Annotated in this window: 17 protein-coding genes; 14 read left to right on the top strand and 3 right to left on the bottom strand. The window is 73.2% G+C overall.

Annotation, left to right across the window (positions count from 1 at the left end; translation table 11 throughout):
- Positions 1-6: 6 nt before the first annotated feature.
- From ACH4E8_RS32375 to ACH4E8_RS32340, 8 genes are all read left to right on the top strand, one after another.
- A complete protein-coding gene (locus tag ACH4E8_RS32375; RefSeq protein ID WP_398455047.1) occupies positions 7-1,128 on the top strand; it encodes a quinone-dependent dihydroorotate dehydrogenase in 1,122 nt (373 codons plus the stop codon).
- Positions 1,125-1,967: an orotidine-5'-phosphate decarboxylase gene (pyrF, locus tag ACH4E8_RS32370; RefSeq protein WP_398455045.1), complete on the top strand. Its 843-nt coding sequence runs from the start codon at positions 1,125-1,127 to the stop codon at positions 1,965-1,967. The genes ACH4E8_RS32375 and pyrF overlap by 4 nt, the downstream gene beginning before the upstream one ends.
- A gap of 331 nt (positions 1,968-2,298) precedes the next feature.
- Entirely contained in the window at positions 2,299-2,622 is a 324-nt protein-coding gene (locus ACH4E8_RS32365; RefSeq protein ID WP_003956414.1) for an integration host factor, read from the top strand.
- A gap of 61 nt (positions 2,623-2,683) precedes the next feature.
- On the top strand, positions 2,684-3,256 hold the full coding sequence (gene gmk, locus ACH4E8_RS32360) for a guanylate kinase (RefSeq protein ID WP_361540895.1): 573 nt from the start codon (positions 2,684-2,686) through the stop codon (positions 3,254-3,256).
- A gap of 107 nt (positions 3,257-3,363) precedes the next feature.
- Positions 3,364-3,633, top strand: coding sequence for a DNA-directed RNA polymerase subunit omega (rpoZ, locus tag ACH4E8_RS32355; RefSeq protein ID WP_361540898.1), 270 nt, complete (start codon positions 3,364-3,366; stop codon positions 3,631-3,633).
- Between the two features lie 119 nt (positions 3,634-3,752).
- Entirely contained in the window at positions 3,753-4,982 is a 1,230-nt protein-coding gene (coaBC, locus tag ACH4E8_RS32350) for a bifunctional phosphopantothenoylcysteine decarboxylase/phosphopantothenate--cysteine ligase CoaBC (RefSeq protein ID WP_398455043.1), read from the top strand.
- Positions 4,983-5,290: 308 nt separating this feature from the next.
- Positions 5,291-6,514, top strand: coding sequence for a methionine adenosyltransferase (gene metK, locus ACH4E8_RS32345; RefSeq protein ID WP_398455041.1), 1,224 nt, complete (start codon positions 5,291-5,293; stop codon positions 6,512-6,514).
- 115 nt (positions 6,515-6,629) lie between these two features.
- Positions 6,630-8,774, top strand: a complete 2,145-nt coding sequence (locus ACH4E8_RS32340) for a primosomal protein N' (RefSeq protein WP_398455039.1) — start codon at positions 6,630-6,632, stop codon at positions 8,772-8,774.
- Positions 8,775-8,819: 45 nt separating this feature from the next.
- Here the strand turns inward: ACH4E8_RS32340 and ACH4E8_RS32335 are convergent, their stop codons facing one another.
- A complete protein-coding gene (locus ACH4E8_RS32335) occupies positions 8,820-9,383 on the bottom strand; it encodes a hypothetical protein (protein WP_398455037.1) in 564 nt (187 codons plus the stop codon).
- Positions 9,384-9,718: 335 nt separating this feature from the next.
- Here ACH4E8_RS32335 and fmt point away from each other — a divergent pair, with 335 nt between their 5' ends.
- The 4 genes from fmt (at position 9,719) to ACH4E8_RS32315 (ending at position 14,266) form a co-directional block, all read left to right on the top strand.
- Positions 9,719-10,663, top strand: a complete 945-nt coding sequence (gene fmt, locus ACH4E8_RS32330) for a methionyl-tRNA formyltransferase (RefSeq protein ID WP_398455036.1) — start codon at positions 9,719-9,721, stop codon at positions 10,661-10,663.
- Between the two features lie 72 nt (positions 10,664-10,735).
- Entirely contained in the window at positions 10,736-12,199 is a 1,464-nt protein-coding gene (locus tag ACH4E8_RS32325; protein ID WP_398455034.1) for an RsmB/NOP family class I SAM-dependent RNA methyltransferase, read from the top strand.
- 169 nt (positions 12,200-12,368) lie between these two features.
- A complete protein-coding gene (gene rpe / locus ACH4E8_RS32320; protein ID WP_398455032.1) occupies positions 12,369-13,055 on the top strand; it encodes a ribulose-phosphate 3-epimerase in 687 nt (228 codons plus the stop codon).
- 170 nt (positions 13,056-13,225) lie between these two features.
- Positions 13,226-14,266, top strand: a complete 1,041-nt coding sequence (locus ACH4E8_RS32315) for a sugar-binding transcriptional regulator (RefSeq protein ID WP_398455030.1) — start codon at positions 13,226-13,228, stop codon at positions 14,264-14,266.
- 107 nt (positions 14,267-14,373) lie between these two features.
- Here ACH4E8_RS32315 and ACH4E8_RS32310 read toward each other — a convergent pair whose 3' ends face one another.
- On the bottom strand, positions 14,374-15,033 hold the full coding sequence (locus ACH4E8_RS32310) for a 4'-phosphopantetheinyl transferase (protein ID WP_398455029.1): 660 nt from the start codon (positions 15,031-15,033) through the stop codon (positions 14,374-14,376).
- Positions 15,030-15,884 (bottom strand): metallophosphoesterase family protein, encoded by an 855-nt coding sequence (locus ACH4E8_RS32305; protein ID WP_398455027.1) that lies wholly within the window; start codon positions 15,882-15,884, stop codon positions 15,030-15,032. The genes ACH4E8_RS32310 and ACH4E8_RS32305 overlap by 4 nt, the downstream gene beginning before the upstream one ends.
- Before the next feature lie 276 nt (positions 15,885-16,160).
- Between ACH4E8_RS32305 and ACH4E8_RS32300 the strand changes: the two genes are divergently transcribed.
- The gene (locus ACH4E8_RS32300) at positions 16,161-17,627 is read left to right on the top strand and encodes a GuaB1 family IMP dehydrogenase-related protein (RefSeq protein ID WP_398455025.1); all 1,467 of its coding nucleotides are present in this window, start codon (positions 16,161-16,163) and stop codon (positions 17,625-17,627) included.
- A gap of 145 nt (positions 17,628-17,772) precedes the next feature.
- Positions 17,773-18,255 carry an Lrp/AsnC family transcriptional regulator gene (locus tag ACH4E8_RS32295; protein ID WP_398455023.1) on the top strand — a complete coding sequence of 161 codons (483 nt, stop codon included), beginning with the start codon at positions 17,773-17,775 and terminating at the stop codon, positions 18,253-18,255.
- Positions 18,256-18,290: the final 35 nt, after the last annotated feature.

The raw sequence follows: 18,290 nt of genomic DNA, 5'->3' as shown, positions 1-18,290 counted from the left end.
GCCACCATGTACAAGCTGTTCTTCACCCTCTTCTTCTCCCGGATGGACCCCGAGGCCGCCCACCACCTGGCCTTCCGCTGGATCCGGGCCGCGGCCAAGGTCCCCGTGCTGCGCACCTACCTCGCCGCCCTGCTCGCGCCCCGCTACGAGGAGCTGCGCACCGAAGCCCTCGGGCTGCGGATGCACGGACCCTTCGGCCTCGCCGCCGGCTTCGACAAGAACGCGGTCGCCATCGACGGCATGACCATGCTCGGTTTCGATCACGTGGAGATCGGTACGGTCACCGCGATGGCGCAGCCCGGCAACCCGAAGAAGCGGCTCTTCCGGCTGGTGCCCGACCGCGCCCTGATCAACCGCATGGGCTTCAACAACGACGGCTCCGCGGCCGTGGCCCAGCGCCTGGGCGAGCGCCGCCCGGCCTTCAAGGCCGTCGTCGGCGTCAACATCGGCAAGACCAAGGTCGTCCCGGAGTCCGAGGCCGTCGACGACTACGTCACCTCCACCGAGCGCCTGGCCCGGCACGCCGACTACCTGGTGGTGAACGTCTCCTCGCCCAACACCCCCGGGCTGCGCAACCTCCAGGCGACCGAGTCCCTGCGCCCGCTGCTGACCGCGGTGCGCGAGGCCGCCGACCGCACCGAGACCCGCCGCCGGGTGCCGCTGCTGGTCAAGATCGCCCCGGACCTCGCCGACGAGGACGTCGACGCGGTCGCCGACCTCGCGGTCGAACTCGGCCTCGACGGCATCATCGCGACCAACACCACCATCGCCCGCACCGGACTCGCCTCCCCGGCGGAGCTCACCGCCGAGACCGGCGGGCTGTCCGGCGCCCCCCTCAAGGAGCGCTCCCAGGAGGTGCTGCGCCGGCTGTACGCCCGCGTGGGGGACCGGATCACCCTGGTGGGCGTCGGCGGCATCGAGGACGCCGAGGACGCCTGGCAGCGCATCCTCGCGGGCGCCACGCTGATCCAGGCGTACAGCGCCTTCATCTACCGGGGCCCGTTCTTCAGCCGGGCGATCCACAAGGGGCTCGCCGCCCGGCTCGCGGCCAGCCCGTACGCCACCCTGGCCGAGGCCGTCGGAGCCGGCGTCCAGGACCACGACCGCAAGGAAAGTAGCGCCGCATGACCGCCACCACCCCCTTCGGCGCCCGGCTGCACGAGGCGCTGCGCACCCGCGGCCCGCTCTGCGTCGGGATCGACCCGCACGCCTCCCTGCTCAAGGACTGGGGGCTGGACGACGACGTCGCCGGCCTGGAGCGGTTCAGCCGCACCGCGGTGGAGGCCCTCGCCGACCGGGTCGCCGTCCTCAAGCCGCAGTCGGCCTTCTTCGAGCGCTTCGGCTCGCGCGGCGTCGCCGTGCTGGAGAAGACGGTCGAGGAGGCCCGCGCCGCGGGCGCCCTGGTGCTGATGGACGCCAAGCGCGGCGACATCGGCTCCACCATGGCCGCGTACGCGGCGGCCTACCTGGACCCGTCGTCGCCGCTCTTCTCCGACGCGGTCACCCTCTCGCCGTACCTCGGCTTCGGCTCGCTGCGCCCGGCGCTGGACGCCGCCGCCGCGTCCGGCGCGGGCGTCTTCGTGCTCGCGCTCACCTCCAACGCGGAGGGCGCCGAGGTGCAGCGGGCCACCGCCGCCGACGGCCGTCCGCTCGCCCAGGTGATGCTCGACCACATGGCGGCGGAGAACGTGGACGCCTGGCCGCTGGGCTCGGTGGGCGCGGTCGTCGGTGCCACCCTCGCCGACGCCGGGGTGAACCTCGCGATCAACGGCCCGCTGCTGGCCCCCGGCATCGGGGCCCAGGGCGCCACCCCGGCGGACGTCCCCCGGGTCTTCGGCTCGGTGGCCGGCAACGTGGTCCCCAGCGTCAGCCGCGGCGTCCTGCGGCACGGCCCGGACGCGGCGGCCCTGCGCGCGGCCGCGGCCCGGTTCGCCGAGGAGTGCCGGGCGGCCGTCTCGGGCGCGTAGCGCCCCTGCGGGACGTCCGCCGGACGCTTCGACTCCGCATAGTTGTAGCGAACAGTGGTTTCTCCGTGCTCACCAGCGGGTCTTCCGTGAAAGCGCTGCTGATCGCGAGTTGGCAGAATCTTGACGAAAATCGCGGGTGATATGCCGCAAAAGTCCTGGTCGGTCGATGCTGACCAGGACTTTTCGTCTGTTCTCGCTGACTGGAGCGGTGTGGCCCGCTAGTCTCCGTCGAAGAGCGAACGAGCACACTGCTCGTTGCTCGCCTGGTGTGGGGCGACTAGGTTCCTCACCGGTCCGTATCCGACAGTTCGACATCCGAGGTGACGTAGGCGTGGCTCTTCCGCCCCTTACCCCTGAACAGCGCGCAGCCGCGCTCGAAAAGGCCGCCGCGGCTCGCCGGGAGCGGGCCGAGGTCAAGAATCGACTCAAGCACTCCGGCGCCTCGCTCCACGAGGTCATCAAGCAGGGTCAGGAAAACGACGTCATCGGCAAGATGAAGGTCTCCGCCCTGCTGGAGTCCCTTCCGGGCGTGGGCAAGGTCCGCGCCAAGCAGATCATGGAACGACTCGGCATCTCCGAGAGCCGCCGCGTGCGCGGTCTCGGTTCGAACCAGATCGCCTCCCTGGAGCGCGAGTTCGGCGGCGGCCCCGCCTGACGTTCCGCGCCCGTCCGGGGCGGCGGTCCCGGACACCGTGCGGAACCTGGATAATCGCTGCATGGCAGCAGAAGTACGTCCGCGGCTGACCGTGCTCTCCGGCCCCTCAGGGGTCGGCAAGAGCACGGTCGTCGCGCATATGCGCAAGGTTCATCCCGAGGTCTGGCTCTCGGTGTCGGCCACCACCAGGAAGCCGCGCCCCGGCGAGCGCCACGGCGTCCAGTATTTCTTCGTCACCGACGACGAGTTCGACAAGATGATCGCCAACGGCGAGCTGCTGGAGTGGGCCACCTTCGCCGGCAACCGCTACGGCACCCCGCGCCAGGCCGTCATGGAGCGGCTGGAGGCGGGCGAGCCCGTACTGCTGGAGATCGACCTCCAGGGCGCCCGTCAGGTCAAGGAGTCCCTGGCGGACTCCCGACTGGTCTTCCTCGCCCCGCCGAGCTGGGACGAGCTGGTGCGTCGGCTCACCGGCCGGGGCACCGAGTCGGCCGAAGTCATCGAGGAGCGGCTGGCCGCCGCCCGGGTGGAGCTGGCGGCCGAATCGGAGTTCGACACGACCCTCGTCAACACCTCCGTCGAGGACGTGGCGCGCGAGCTGCTAGCCTTGGTGGCGGTGTCTTCCGGCGAGTGATCTCGCCGGACCCGCGCAAGAGCTCCCGACGTCACTGCGGTGACCACCCCGGCGCTCCGCACGGTGTAGACGTCCATCGATCTTTTCCCCCTTTCGGAAGGTAGAGCGTGTCCTCTTCCATCACTGCGCCCGAGGGCATCATCAACCCGCCGATCGACGAGCTGCTTGAGGCCACGGACTCCAAGTACAGCCTCGTGATCTACGCTGCGAAGCGTGCGCGTCAGATCAACGCGTACTACTCGCAGCTCGGCGAGGGCCTGCTTGAGTACGTCGGTCCGCTCGTCGACACCCACGTCCACGAGAAGCCGCTGTCGATCGCGCTCCGCGAGATCAACGCCGGCCTGCTGACCTCCGAGGCCATCGAGGGCCAGGCGTAAGCAGCAGTCCGCGTCCGGCGGATCCATGCGTTCACCACAGACCCGGCGGCACGTCCGCCGGGTCTGTGGTGTGTCATAGGGACTGCCGGTAGCAGTTCGGGGAGAGGCGGGAGATGGCCGTGGTGGAGTCAGCCGAGTCGGTCGGGTCGGTCAAGCCGAAGGTCGTGCTGGGAGTCAGCGGGGGCATCGCCGCGTACAAGGCGTGCGAGCTGCTGCGCCGGCTCACCGAGTCGGGCCACGACGTGCGGGTGGTGCCGACCGCTTCGGCGCTGCAGTTCGTCGGCGCCCCGACCTGGTCCGCGCTCTCCGGTCACCCGGTCTCCAGCGAGGTCTGGTCCGACGTGCACGAGGTGCCGCACGTACGGATCGGCCAGGGCGCCGACCTGGTGGTGGTGGCGCCCGCCACGGCCGACCTGCTCGCCAAGGCCGCCCACGGCCTCGCCGACGACCTGCTGACGAACACCCTGCTCACCGCCCGCTGTCCGGTGGTCTTCGCGCCCGCGATGCACACCGAGATGTGGGAGCACCCGGCGACCCGGGAGAACGTGGCCACGCTCCGCCGGCGCGGCGCCGTCGTCATCGAACCCGCGGTCGGCCGGCTCACCGGCGTGGACACCGGCAAGGGCCGGCTGCCCGAGCCGGCGGAGATCTTCGAGGCGTGCCGGCGCGTGCTGGCGCGCGGCACCGCCGCACCCGACCTGGTGGGCCGGCACGTGGTGATCAGCGCCGGCGGCACCCGCGAGCCGCTGGACCCGGTGCGTTTCCTGGGCAACCGCTCCTCCGGCCGACAGGGGTACGCCCTGGCCCGTACGGCCGCGGCCCGGGGCGCCCGGGTGACGCTGGTCGCCGCGAACGCCGCGCTGCCCGACCCGGCGGGCGTCGACGTCGTCCACGTGGACACCGCCCTGAAGCTGCGGGAGGCCGTGCTGAAGGCCGCGGCCGACGCGGACGCGGTCGTGATGGCCGCCGCGGTCGCCGACTTCCGCCCCGCCGCGTACGCCAGCGGCAAGATCAAGAAGAAGGACGGCCGGGACCCGGAGCCGGTCGCCCTGGTCCGCAACCCCGACGTCCTCGCCGAGCTCTCCGCCGATCGGCCCCGGGCCGATCAGGTGATCGTGGGCTTCGCCGCGGAGACCGACGACGTGCTCGCCAACGGCCGCGAGAAGCTCCGCCGCAAGGGCTGCGACCTCCTGGTGGTCAACGAGGTGGGGGAGCGCAAGACCTTCGGCGCGACGGAGAGTGAAGCGGTGGTCCTCGCGGCCGACGGCACCGAGACCCCGGTGCCGTACGGGCCGAAGGAGGCGCTGGCGGACACGGTCTGGGACCTCGTGGTGCCCCGACTGGGGTGACGGCGCGCCCCGAGTTGAGCAATTCGCGCCATCCCGCTGCGACTCCGGCGTCCCTCAAGTCGTGGCCCGCCGTCCGCCACAAAGTGCCCCAAAAGTGGTGTTTCTCTCGATGAAAACCGGCTATCGCCGGGGTTTCCCGCCTTATCTCTGCTGGTGAATCGGCCACCGCGGCACAACCGCAAAAATGAGACAGGTGGACCGTGTGTACGAGACGGTGGATAGACTGGTCGACGGAGCGTCGCGGGGCCGCAGCCCCCTGCCGGTCCACTCATGATCAGCCAGCAGCCGCTGCAACCCCAGGGAGCGATGTGTCCCGCCGTCTCTTCACCTCGGAATCTGTCACCGAGGGTCACCCCGACAAGATCGCCGACCAGATCAGCGACACCATTCTCGACGCCCTGCTCACGCAGGACCCGACCTCTCGCGTCGCCGTCGAGACCCTGATCACCACCGGACTCGTGCACGTGGCCGGTGAGGTCACCACCAAGGCATACGCGGACATCCCGACGCTCGTGCGCAACCGGATCCTGGACATCGGGTACGACTCGTCGAAGAAGGGCTTCGACGGCGCTTCCTGCGGCGTCTCGGTGTCGATCGGCGCGCAGTCGCCCGACATCGCCCAGGGCGTGGACACCGCCTACGAATCCCGGGTCGAGGGAGCCGCCGACGGCGGTGACGTGGACGAGCTCGACCGCCAGGGCGCCGGCGACCAGGGCCTGATGTTCGGCTACGCCTGCGACGAGACCCCGGAGCTCATGCCGCTCCCCATCCACCTCGCGCACCGGCTCTCCCGCCGGCTCTCCGAGGTGCGCAAGAACGGGACCATCCCCTACCTGCGCCCCGACGGCAAGACGCAGGTCACCATCGAGTACGACGGCGACAAGGCCGTCCGCCTCGACACGGTCGTGGTCTCCTCCCAGCACGCCTCGGACATCGACCTGGACTCGCTGCTCGCACCCGACATCCGCGAGTTCGTCGTCGAGTACGTGCTGAAGCAGCTCGTCGACGACGGCATCAAGCTGGACACCGAGGGCTACCGCCTGCTGGTGAACCCCACCGGCCGCTTCGAGATCGGCGGCCCGATGGGCGACGCCGGCCTGACCGGCCGCAAGATCATCATCGACACGTACGGCGGCATGGCCCGCCACGGCGGCGGCGCCTTCTCCGGCAAGGACCCGTCCAAGGTGGACCGCTCGGCCGCGTACGCGATGCGCTGGGTCGCGAAGAACGTCGTCGCCGCCGGGCTCGCCGCCCGCTGCGAGGTGCAGGTCGCGTACGCGATCGGCAAGGCCGAGCCGGTCGGTCTCTTCGTGGAGACCTTCGGCACCGCCACGGTCGACGTGGACAAGATCGAGCAGGCCATCGGTCAGGTCTTCGACCTGCGCCCGGCCGCCATCATCCGCGACCTGGACCTGCTGCGCCCGATCTACGCCCAGACCGCGGCCTACGGCCACTTCGGCCGTGAGCTGCCGGACTTCACCTGGGAGCGCACGGACCGCACCGCGGCCCTGCGCGCGGCGGTCGGCCTGTAGGACCGACCCGGCTCGCCCTGAACCACCCCGGACCCCGGCTCCCTCGAAGGAGCCGGGGTCCGGCCATGTGTTCGGAGGGCGCCCGCTGTCGGTGCCGTCTGGTAGGAAAGTCGGTGTGAGCAGCGACGATGAGCGGACGCCGGAGCCCGAGGGCCAGGGGCCGGAGCAGCTTGCGCTCATCCGGGAGACCGTGCGCCGGGCGAAGGCGCCGAAGGCCAAGCCCCGGACCTGGCGCGGCGCGGCCCTCGCGGAGGAGCTGCCGGTCGCCCGGGTCCTGGTGAACAAGGGCGTGCTCCACCTCGACCAGTACTTCGACTACGCCGTGCCCCGGGAGCTGGACGCCGATGCGCAGCCGGGGGTGCGGGTGCGGGTGCGCTTCGGTGCCGGTGCGCGCCGGGTGCGCGAGGGCCGGCGCGAGGGCGGCGGGCTGATCGACGGCTTCGTCGTCGAGCGCCGGGCCGCCACGGACTACGGCGGGGCGCTCGCCGCCCTCGCCTCCGTCGTCTCGCCGGAGCCGGTGCTCGGTCCGCGGACGCTGGAGCTGGCCCGGGCGATCGCGGATCGGTACGCGGGCTCGCTCGCGGACGTGGTGCAGCTCGCCGTGCCGCCGCGCAACGCCCGCGCCGAGGGCAGGCCGTCGCCCGACCCGCTGCCGCCGCCCGCCCCGCCGGACCCCGGCACCTGGGTGCGGTACGGCGCGGGGGAGACGTTCTTGCGGGCCCTGGTCGGCGGCGGCACCCCGCGTGCGGTGTGGACCGCGCTGCCCGGCCCGCACTGGCCGGAGGAGCTGGCCCGCGCGGTCGTGGCGACCCTGGCCTCGGGGCGCGGCGCGCTGGTGGTCGTCCCCGACGGCCGGCGGGCCGCCCGGGTGGACGCGGCGCTGACCGCCCTCATCGGCCAGGGCCGGCACTCGGTGCTGACCGCCGAGTCCGGGCCCGAGAAGCGCTACGGCCAGTGGCTCGCCGTCCTCCGCGGCTCCGTACGGGCCGTGGTCGGCACCCGCGCCGCCATGTACGCCCCCGTGCGCGACCTCGGCCTGGTCGCCGTCTGGGACGACGGGGACTCCAGCCACAGCGACGACAACGCCCCCTTCCCGCACGTCCGCGAGGTCCTGGAGCTGCGCGCCGCTCACGAGTCGTGCGGCTTCCTGCTCGGCGCCACCGCCTGCACGGTGGAGGCGGCCCAGCTCGTGGAGAGCGGCTGGGCGCGGCCGTTGACGGCGGACCGCGAGCAGGTCCGCACCGCGGCCCCCCGCGTCCGCACCGTCGGGGACGAGGAGCTCGCCCGGGACGAGGCCGCCCGGGCGGCCCGGCTGCCCTCGCTGGCCTGGCAGGTCGTACGGGACGGGCTGCGCAGCGGCCCGGTGCTGGTGCAGGTGCCCCGACGCGGCTACGTCCCCCGGCTCGCCTGCGAGCGCTGTCGCACCCCGGCCCGCTGTCGGCACTGCTCCGGCCCGCTCCAGGCACCCGACGAGCGGGACTTGGCCTGTCGTTGGTGCGGGCGAAACATCACTGACTGGCACTGCATCGCCTGCGGGAGCACCCGGCTGCGGGCCCGGGTGGTGGGAGCCCGGCGCACCGCCGAGGAGTTGGGGCGCGCCTTTCCCGCGGTGCCCGTGCGCACTTCGGGCCGCGATCACGTCCTGGACGGCGTCCCCGGCCGCCCGGCGCTCGTCGTCAGCACGCCGGGCGCCGAGCCCGTCGCCGACGGCGGATACGCGGCGGCGCTGCTCCTCGACGGCTGGGCGATGCTCGGCCGGCCGGATCTGCGTTCGTCGGAGGAGGCGCTGCGGCGCTGGATAGACGCCGCCGCGCTGGTGCGGGGCCAGGGGGAGGGCGGCACGGTCGTGGTCGTCGCCGAGCCGACGGCCCGGGCGGTGCAGGCGCTCGTCCGTTGGGACCCGGTCGGCCACGCCCAGCGAGAGCTGGCCGAGCGGGCCGAGTTGGGGTTCCCCCCGGTGTCCCGGATGGCGTCGGTGAGTGGTCGGGCCGACGCGGTCGAGGCGTTCGTCGAGGCGGCCGAACTGCCCGCCGAAGCGGAGGTCCTGGGGCCGGTGCCACTACCGGAGCCGCCGCCCGGGCGTCCTCGGCGGCCGGGGGACCCGCCCGTCGGCGAGTCGTGGACCCGGGCGTTGCTGAGGGTGCCCCCGGGCCGCGGGGCGGCCCTCGCCGCGGCCCTCAAGGCGGCCCAGGCGGTCCGTACGGCCCGCGGCGGCCCCGATCAGGTCCGGATCCGCATCGACCCGCTGGACATCGGCTGAGCGGCGCGCTCGCGGCGTCCGGTCAGCGCGCCGGCGCGTGGTGCGTCAGCCGTTGCGCGGGCTCGGGAAGGCGCTCGGGCGGGCCTCTTCGTGGCGGGGCGTGTGGTTGACGGTGTGATTGACGGTGTGGTTCGTGGCGGTCGGCTGCGGCGGCATGCTGCGGGCGGCGGGCACGGCCGCGGGCAGCCCGCCCGGCGGCAGGGTGCGCGTCGTCGTCGGCTCCGGAGCGCGCTCCGCGTCCGGCGCGACCGCGGGCGGCGTGGTGCGCCGCGCTCCGTAACGGCGGTGGACGGCCTGCTTGGTGACGCCGAGCGCGGAACCCACGGCGTCCCAGGAGAAGCCCAGGGAGCGGTCGAAGTCCACCGCGGCGGTCACCAGCGTCTCGACGCTGTCCCGCAGTTCCTGGGCGAGTCGGACGGTGGGGGCCGGCGCCCGGCCGTAGACGACGAAGCCGGTGGAGGGACCGGTGCGGCGCGGACGGTAGACGTTGCCCAACTGGGCGGTGAGCGTGCGCAGCGCGTCCACCTGCCGGCGGACCCGTTCGATGTCGCGCACCAACAGGTGCAGGCTGGCCCGGGCTTGGGCGTCGTGGGTTGCGTGGTCGGCCATCGGGAAGCCTCTCGAACCGGCGTTGAAAGGGGGCCGGGCCGCGCCCTGGCGGCCCACTGCGCCGGGCTCCGACGGACCGCAGGGCGGGTCGGAGACCGGTCAATCTCACTTGACCAACGCCGCACCCGTCCATGTGGTCACGCTGCGGGGGCGCGGGTGCACGCGTTCAGGGCGCGTGGGATTCCATACGCCCCCTGAGTCCGTCCCCCGGGCTGCGCCCCGTCCGAAACCGCGGCTGGAGGGCGGGCCGGCAACAGCCCTGCCTACACTGGTGCGCTGCTCATTGCGCACCGCCCGTACCGCCGCCCGTACAGCCGAGAGGCAGTCAGCCACCCATGAAGCTCGTCTTCGCAGGCACCCCCGAAGTCGCCGTTCCCGCTCTGGACGCCCTCATCGCCTCCGAGCGGCACGAGGTGGCCGCCGTCGTCACCCGGCCCGACGCGCCAGCCGGCCGCGGTCGGCGGCTGGTCGCCAGCCCGGTCGCCCAGCGCGCCGAGGAGGCCGGCATCGAGGTGCTGAAGCCGGCCAAGCCGCGGGACGAGGAGTTCCTCGCGCGGCTGCGGGAGATCGGCCCCGACTGCTGCCCGGTCGTCGCGTACGGCGCGCTGCTGCCGCGGGTCGCCCTCGACGTCCCCGCGCACGGCTGGGTGAACCTCCACTTCTCGCTGTTGCCCGCGTGGCGCGGCGCGGCCCCCGTCCAGCACGCGGTGATCGCCGGCGACGAGATGACCGGCGCGGCCACCTTCCTCATCGAGGAAGGGCTCGACTCCGGGCCCGTGTACGGGGTGGTCACCGAGCGGATCCGGGCCAGCGACACCAGCGGCGACCTGCTCACCCGGCTCGCGTTCGCCGGCGCCGGGCTGCTGAGCGCCACCATGGACGGCATCGAGGACGGCTCCCTGAAGGCGGTGCCGCAGCCCGCCGACGGCGTCTCCCACGCACCGAAGATCACCGTCGAGGACGCCCGGGTGGACTTCCACGCCCCGGCCCTGCGCGTCGACCGCGTCGTCCGCGGCTGCACCCCGGCGCCCGGCGCGTGGACCGTCTTCCGCGGCGAGCGGCTGAAGCTGGTCTCGGTGCGCCTGGTGCCCGACCGCACGGACCTCGCCCCGGGCCAGCTCGCGGCCAGCAAGAACGCCGTCCACGTGGGCACCGGCTCGCACGCCGTGGAACTGCTGTGGGTGCGACCGCAGGGCAAGAAGCCGATGGCCGCCGCCGACTGGGCCCGCGGGGTGCGCATCGCCCCCGGGGAGCTGCTGGGCGCCCCGGCGGCCCCCTGAGCCGGCGGAACGTACGCTGGACGGGCGGCGCCCGTCCAGCGCCCCCGTAGGAACACCCGTTTCGAGAACACCATGATCAGCGGAGCACCTTTGAACGACCAGGCACGCCCCCGGGGGGCTCGCCGCCCCGGACCCCACAAGAGCTACCGGCGCCCGGTGAAGGACCCCGTGCGGTTCCTCGCCTTCGAGGCGCTGCGGGCGGTGGACGAGCGGGACGCGTACGCGAACCTCGTCCTGCCGCCGCTGCTGCGCAAGGCACGCGAGAAGGAGGGGTTCGACGCCCGGGACGCGGCGCTCGCCACCGAGCTGGTGTACGGCACCCTGCGCCGCCAGGGCACGTACGACGCGATCATCGCCGACTGCGTCGACCGGCCGCTGCGCGAGGTCGACCCGCCCGTCCTCGACGTGCTCTCGCTCGGCGCCCACCAGCTCCTGGGCACCCGGATCCCGAGCCACGCGGCCGTGTCGGCGAGCGTGGAGCTGGCCCGGGTGGTGCTCGGCGACGGGCGCGCCAAGTTCGTCAACGCGGTCCTGCGCAAGGTCGCCCGCGACGACCTGGACACCTGGGTGCAGCGGGTGGCCCCGCCGTACGACGAGGACCCCGAGGACCACCTCGCCGTGGTGCACTCGCACCCCCGGTGGATCGTCTCCGCGCTGTGGGACGCGCTCGGCGGGGGCCGTGCCGGGATCGAGGAACTGCTGGCGGCGGACAACGAACGCCCCGAAGTGACCCTGGTCGCCCGCCCCGGCCGGGCCACCGTCGACGAACTGCTCGCCGAGGAGGCGGCCACGCCCGGGCACCTGTCGCCGTACGCGGTGCGGCTCGCGGAGGGCGGCGAGCCCGGCGCGGTGCCGGCCGTGCGCGAGGGGCGCGCCGGAGTCCAGGACGAGGGCAGCCAGTTGGTCGCCATCGCCCTCGCCAACGCGCCCGTCGAAGGCTCCGACGCCCGCTGGCTCGACGGCTGCGCCGGCCCAGGCGGCAAGGCGGCCCTGCTGGCCGCGCTCGCCGCCGAGCGCGGCGCCTTCCTGCTGGCGGCCGAGAAGCAGCCGCACCGGGCCGGGCTGGTGGCGCGGGCGCTCGCCGGCAACCCCGGCCCGTACGAGGTCGTCGTCGCCGACGGCACCCGCCCCGCGTGGCGGCCCGGCAGCTTCGACCGGGTGCTGGTCGACGTCCCCTGCTCCGGCCTCGGCGCGCTGCGCCGCCGCCCGGAGGCCCGCTGGCGCCGTCGGCCCGAGGACCTGGAGGGCTTCGCGCCGCTCCAGCGCGCCCTGCTGCGGGAGGCGCTGGCGGCGGTGCGCGTCGGCGGGGTCGTCGGCTACGCGACCTGCTCGCCGCACCTCGCCGAGACCCGGGTCGTCGTCGACGACGTGCTGCGCGGGCGCGGCGGCGGGACGCCCCCGCAGGCCGAGTGGGTGGACGCCCGGCCCCTGATGCCGGGGGTGGCGGAGCTCGGCGACGGACCCGACGTCCAGCTCTGGCCGCACCGGCACGGGACGGACGCGATGTACCTGGCGCTGCTGCGGCGCACCGGCTGACCGATCGCCCCGGTACAGCTTTTCGGACACCCCCGCTCTCCCGGAGCGGGGGTGAAAGGTCGGGAATGCGGGGACTGTTCCCCGGTGGGGGTGCGTCGATTCCCGTTCGATCGGCACCGGAAACCGGACGGAGGCGGGGAAGCGCCGCGGGACGTGGCAGGCTTGGGCCATGGCCGTTCAGATCAACCCCAGCATCCTCTCCGCGGACTTCGCCCACCTGGCGGACGAGGCGCGGGCCGTCGCCGGCGCCGACTGGCTCCACGTCGACGTGATGGACAACCACTTCGTGCCCAACCTCACCCTGGGCGTACCGGTCGTGGAGTCCCTGAGCCGGGCGACGGACACCCCGCTGGACTGCCATCTGATGATCGCGGACCCCGATCGCTGGGCGCCCCAGTACGTGGAGGCCGGGGCCGGGTCGGTGACCTTCCACGTCGAGGCCGCCGCCGCCCCCGTGCGGCTGGCGCGGGAGATCCGCGCCAAGGGCGCCCGGGCCTCGATGGCGCTGAAGCCGGCGACGCCGATCGAGCCGTACGAGGACCTGCTCCCCGAACTCGACATGCTGCTGATCATGACCGTCGAGCCGGGCTTCGGCGGGCAGGCGTTCCTCGACATCATGCTCCCCAAGATCCGCCGCACCCGTGAGCTGATCGGCAAGCACGGCCTCGACCTGTGGCTCCAGGTCGACGGCGGGGTCGCCGAGTCCACCATCGAGCGGTGTGCCGAGGCGGGTGCGGACGTCTTCGTCGCGGGCTCCGCGGTCTACGGGGCGGACGACCCCGCCGCCGCGGTGCGCGCCCTGCGGGCAAAGGCCGAACAGACCGTCGCCACGACGGCCTGGGGCTGCGCACACTGAGCGAGGACGCCAAGCACGACCGGTCGCAGCAGGGCGGTACCCTGCCCGAACCGACCAGCATCACCGCCCCGACGATCACGCCGAGCGACCGCGGGGCGACTGACAAGTGAACTCGGCCCGACCGGGCTGATCAACAACCGTCGGATCTGACAGGATGACGGATCCGAAGTGTGAACAGCAGTGAGGAGATCGCGGTGTCTGCTAGGTCGGCGGGACGATCTGCCCTGCGGATGGGACCCGCGGAGCTCGTACAGGCGGCGGCCATGGCGCGCCGCTTCTACCTGGAGGGCAAGTCCAAGATCCAGATCGCGGAGGAGTTCGGCGTCAGCCGCTTCAAGGTGGCGAGGGTCCTGGAGACGGCGTTGGAGCGCGATCTCGTGCGCATCGAGATCCGCGTCCCCGCAGAGCTGGACGCCGAGCGCTCCGACGCGCTCCGCGCCCGGTTCGGACTGCGGCACGCCGTCGTCGTCGAGTCGCCGGCGGAGGCCGACGAATCGCCCGATCCGGAGAACCTGGGCGAAGTGGCCGCGGATCTGTTGGGCGAGTTGGTGACCGAGGGCGATGTGCTGGGGCTGGCCTGGGGCCGGTCCACCATCCACATGGCCGCGGCGCTGGACCGGTTGCCGCCGTGCACCGTGGTCCAGCTCACCGGGGTGTACGACGCGGGCACCGCGGAGCGCGGTTCGGTGGAGGCGGTGCGCCGGGCCGCCCAGGTCTCCGGCGGCGACGCCCACCCGATCTACGCGCCGATGCTGCTGCCCGACGCGGCCACCGCCGCGGCCCTGCGCCACCAGACGGGCATCGCCCGCGCCTTCGAGTACTTCGACAAGGTCACGGTCGCGGCCGTCTCCATCGGTTCGTGGGAGGCGGGCATCTCCACCGTCCACGACATGCTCTCCGAGGAGGAGCGCGCCCGGTACGCCTCCTACGGCGTGGCCGCCGAGATGTCGGCGCACCTCTTCGACCGGGACGGCCGCCGGGTGGGGCGCGACCTCGGGGAGCGGTGCATCACGGTCGAGGCGGACCGGCTGCGCCGGATCCCCGAGGTGGTGGCGATCGCCGGTGGACAGCGCAAGGCGGAGGCGATCGGCGCGGTGCTCCGCTCCGGGCTCGTCACCAGCCTGGTCACGGACACCGCGGCGGCCGACCTGCTGATGTCGGCGCCGCCCGGGCTGCGCCCGGCGCTGGAGCGGGCCGACCCGGACGCATAGCAGTCGCGACGCCCCGGCCGCGCCGGCCCGTACCACCGAGGAATCGTTCATCCTCGCTCGTGGTGCGGTCCGGGTCCGCGCGGCCGGGGCGTCGGTGCGGGTCGGGGCTACTCGGCCGGTCGCTCCAGGGTGATCGCGGTCATCACGTGCCCGGCGTCCGCCGCCCAGCGTCCGTTCAGGAGGGTCAGGGGCTCGCCGTGGACCCGGGGGGCGGGGACGAGGATCAGTGCGGTGAACGTGCCGTCGGGGGAGAAGTTCACCCGGGCGTCCTGGAAGCCCAACCACCGCCTGGCCAGCGGGTACCAGACCTTGTAGACGGACTCCTTGGCGCTGAACAGCAGCCGGTCCCAGGAGGTGCCGTCGGCGTCCGGCAACTGCGCCAGCAGGGGCCGCTCCTCCGGCAGCGAGATCGTCTCCAGCACGCCCTCGGGCAGCGCGTCGTTCGGCTCGGCGTCGATGCCCACCGCGATGCACTCGTCGACCCGCGCCACGGCGGCGGCCCGGTAGCCGGCGCAGTGGGTCATGCTCCCCACGACGCCCGTCGGCCACCCCGGGGCGCCGCGCTCGTCCGGCAGCAGCGGCACGGGCGACTGCCCGATGGCCGCCAGGGCGTCCCTGGCCAGCGCGCGGACCGTGGTGAACTCCGCCCGGCGCTTGTCCACGGCCCGCTCGATGACGGCCTGCTCCTGGGGGAACAGACTGATGTCGAGGCGGTCGGTGAACGACTGCGCCGAGCGGACCGAGGCCGGCAGTATCGTCGCGATCACGCAGGGGACCCTTCCGGTCGGGGGACGATCTGACGGGCCAGGTCGGAGCGGAGGCCGAAGCGGCGCCACTCGCGCGGATAGCCGAGGGACACCTCCTCGAAGGGGACGCCGTCGTAGACCGTGCTGCGGGGGATGTGCAGATGCCCGTAGACGGACGCGCACACGTCGAAGCGGGTGTGCCAGTCGGCCGTGCGGACCGTGCCGCACCACTGGACGAACTCCTGGTGCGTCATGATCTCGGTGGGGTTGCGCACCAGCGGCCAGTGGTTGACCAGGACCAGCGGGAGGTCCCCGGCCACCTCCGTGAGCCGCTGCTCCGAGTACGCCACCCGGGCCGCGCACCAGTCCTGGCGGCTGGGGTAGGGGTCGGGGTGCAGGTAGTACTCGTCCGTGCAGACGATCCCGGCCCGGTGCGCCTTGGCCAGCGACTCCTCGCGGGTCGTGGTCCCGGGCGCCAGGAAGGTGTAGTCGTACAGCAGGAACAGCGGGGCGATCCGCACCGGTCCGCCCGGGCCCGTCCACACGGGGTAGGGGTCCTCGGGCGTCAGGACGCCCAGTCGACGGCACATCGCCACCAGCGCCTCGTAGCGCTCCACGCCGCGCCGCTGGTCGGGGTCGCGCTGCACCGTCCACAGTTCGTGGTTGCCCGGTACCCAGATCACCTGGGCGAAACGGTCCCGCAGCAGGCTCAGGGCCCACTCGACGTCGGCCATCAGTTCGCCGACGTCGCCGGCGACGATCAGCCAGTCGTCGGGCGACTCCGGCTTCAGCGCGGCCACGATGTCGCGGTTCTCGGTGTACGAAATGTGCAGGTCGCTGACGGCTCGCAAGGCTCTCTCGGCACTCACCACGCGGTCAGACTAGGTCAGGAGCGGGGGGAAAACGAGTGTGCACCGCACCGACCGGGCCGCCGCGCCGGCCCTTGCCCGGGCCGGCCCGAGCGGCCCGGGTGCGGTTCGACCGTTCGCTGTCGTGTTCGACCTCGGGTAACCTTTTGACGTAAGGCAGGCGCACCGTCTGCAACAGCAGCCCCCGTCCCTCCCCTGGAGGAAAACACGAAGCGGGGGTTCTTTGTTGTGTCGTTCGAGGTAGTGACCTGCACCGTTTCGCGTGAAAATGTGAGACTTATGCGTTTTCTTGAGCCCGGTACGGGGCGTCATGTGGAGAGTTCGCCGGTTCCCTACGACCTGACCTACGACGACGTGTTCATGGTGCCCCGGCGCTCCGCCGTCGGCTCCCGCCAGGCGGTCGACCTGTCGAGCCCGGACGGCACCGGCACCACCATTCCCCTCGTCGCCGCGAACATGACCGCCATCGCCGGCCGGCGGATGGCGGAGACGCTGGCGCGCCGGGGCGGGCTCACCGTCATCCCCCAGGACATCCCGATCGACGTCGTCACCGACGTCGTCGCCTGGGTCAAGTCCCGCCACCTGGTCTTCGACACCCCGATCGTGCTCACCCCGCACCAGACCGTCGCCGACGCGCTGGCGCTGCTGCCCAAGCGGGCGCACGAGGCCGGCGTCGTGGTGGACGAGGACCACCGTCCCGTCGGCGTCGTCACGGATGCCGACCTGACCGGGGTCGACCGGTTCACCCAGCTCTCCGAGGTGATGTCGCGCGACCTGGTGCTGCTGCACGCGGAGATAGACCCGCGCGAGGCGTTCAACCACCTCGACGGCGCCAACCGCCGCTACACCCCCGCCGTCGACGAGGACGGCCGGCTCGTCGGCATCCTGACCCGCAAGGGCGCCCTGCGCGCCACGCTCTACACCCCGGCCGTGGACGCGCAGGGCCGGCTGCGGATCGCCGCCGCCGTCGGCATCAACGGCGACGTGGCGGGCAAGGCCAAGCAACTGCTGGACGCCGGCGTCGACACCCTCGTGGTGGACACCGCCCACGGCCACCAGGAGAGCATGATCCAGGCGATCCGGGCGGTCCGCGCGCTGGACCCGAAGGTCCCCGTCGTCGCGGGCAACATCGTCGCCGCCGAAGGCGTGCGCGACCTCGTCGAGGCGGGTGCGGACATCATCAAGGTCGGCGTCGGCCCCGGCGCCATGTGCACCACCCGGATGATGACCGGCGTCGGCCGGCCGCAGTTCTCCGCCGTCCTGGAGTGCGCCGCCGAGGCGAAGAAGTACGGCAAGCACGTCTGGGCGGACGGCGGCGTGCGCCACCCGCGCGACGTGGCGATGGCGCTGGCCGCCGGCGCCTCCAACGTCATGGTCGGCTCCTGGTTCGCCGGTACCCACGAGTCGCCGGGGGACCTCCAGCACACCGCCGACGGGCGGCCGTACAAGGAGTCCTTCGGCATGGCCTCCGCCCGCGCCGTGCGCAACCGCACCAGCGAGGAGTCCGCCTACGACCGCGCCCGCAAGGCGCTGTTCGAGGAGGGCATCTCCACCTCGAAGATGTTCCTCGACCCGGCGCGCCCGGGCGTGGAGGACCTGGTCGACTCGATCATCGCGGGCGTCCGCTCGTCCTGCACCTACGCCGGCGCCGGGACGTTGGAGGAGTTCGCCGAGCGCGCCGTCCTCGGCGTCCAGAGCGCCGCGGGGTACGCGGAGGGCAAGCCGCTGCACGCCAGCTGGACCTGATCCGCACGGCAGCGGACGGGCCCGGAGCCGTTCCGGGCCCGTCCGGCCGTGCGGGCCGCCGCCGGCCGGATCCTGCGGCCGGCCCCGGCGTGTTCTACTGCCGTCAGGCAAGCCCGACCAGCGAATGAAGAGTGAACCACCCGCCGTGCGACTCAACGATCTCGACGAACGCATCGTCCACGCCCTCGCCGAGGACGCCCGCCGCTCCTACGCCGACATCGGCGCCCTGGTCGGCCTCTCCGCCCCGGCCGTGAAACGGCGGGTGGACCGACTGCGCGCGGTCGGCGCCATCACCGGTTTCACCGTACGGGTCGACCCCGCGGCGCTCGGCTGGGAGACGGAGGGCTTCATCGAGATCTACTGCCGCTCGAACACCTCGCCCGAAGCCATCGAACGCGGCCTGGAGCGCTACCCGGAAGTCGCCTCCGCCTCCACCGTCACCGGCGACGCGGACGCCGTCGTCCAGGTCTTCGCCGCCGACATGCGCCACTTCGAGCAGGTGCTGGAGCGGATCGCCGGCGAGTCGTTCGTGGAGCGCACCAAGTCCGTCCTGGTGCTCTCCCCGCTGCTGCGCCGCTACTCCGCCGGGTCGCCGGCGACACCCCCGTATCCTCCGGCGACCCCGTGACCGCCCGCGCCGACCAGGCGGCGTGAGCCGAGCCC

The organism is Streptomyces sp. NPDC017979, from assembly GCF_044328175.1.
GTDB lineage: Bacteria > Actinomycetota > Actinomycetes > Streptomycetales > Streptomycetaceae > Streptomyces.
This window is presented reverse-complemented; position numbering and strand designations above follow the sequence as displayed.

Coding starts and splice junctions, on each gene's coding strand:
- ACH4E8_RS32375 (WP_398455047.1), top strand. CDS start 7: ATGTACAAGCTGTTCTTCACCCTCTTCTTCTCCCGGATGGACCCCGAG.
- pyrF (WP_398455045.1), top strand. CDS start 1,125: ATGACCGCCACCACCCCCTTCGGCGCCCGGCTGCACGAGGCGCTGCGC.
- gmk (WP_361540895.1), top strand. CDS start 2,684: ATGGCAGCAGAAGTACGTCCGCGGCTGACCGTGCTCTCCGGCCCCTCA.
- ACH4E8_RS32335 (WP_398455037.1), bottom strand. CDS start 9,383: ATGGCCGACCACGCAACCCACGACGCCCAAGCCCGGGCCAGCCTGCAC.
- fmt (WP_398455036.1), top strand. CDS start 9,719: ATGAAGCTCGTCTTCGCAGGCACCCCCGAAGTCGCCGTTCCCGCTCTG.
- ACH4E8_RS32325 (WP_398455034.1), top strand. CDS start 10,736: ATGATCAGCGGAGCACCTTTGAACGACCAGGCACGCCCCCGGGGGGCT.
- rpe (WP_398455032.1), top strand. CDS start 12,369: ATGGCCGTTCAGATCAACCCCAGCATCCTCTCCGCGGACTTCGCCCAC.
- ACH4E8_RS32300 (WP_398455025.1), top strand. CDS start 16,161: ATGCGTTTTCTTGAGCCCGGTACGGGGCGTCATGTGGAGAGTTCGCCG.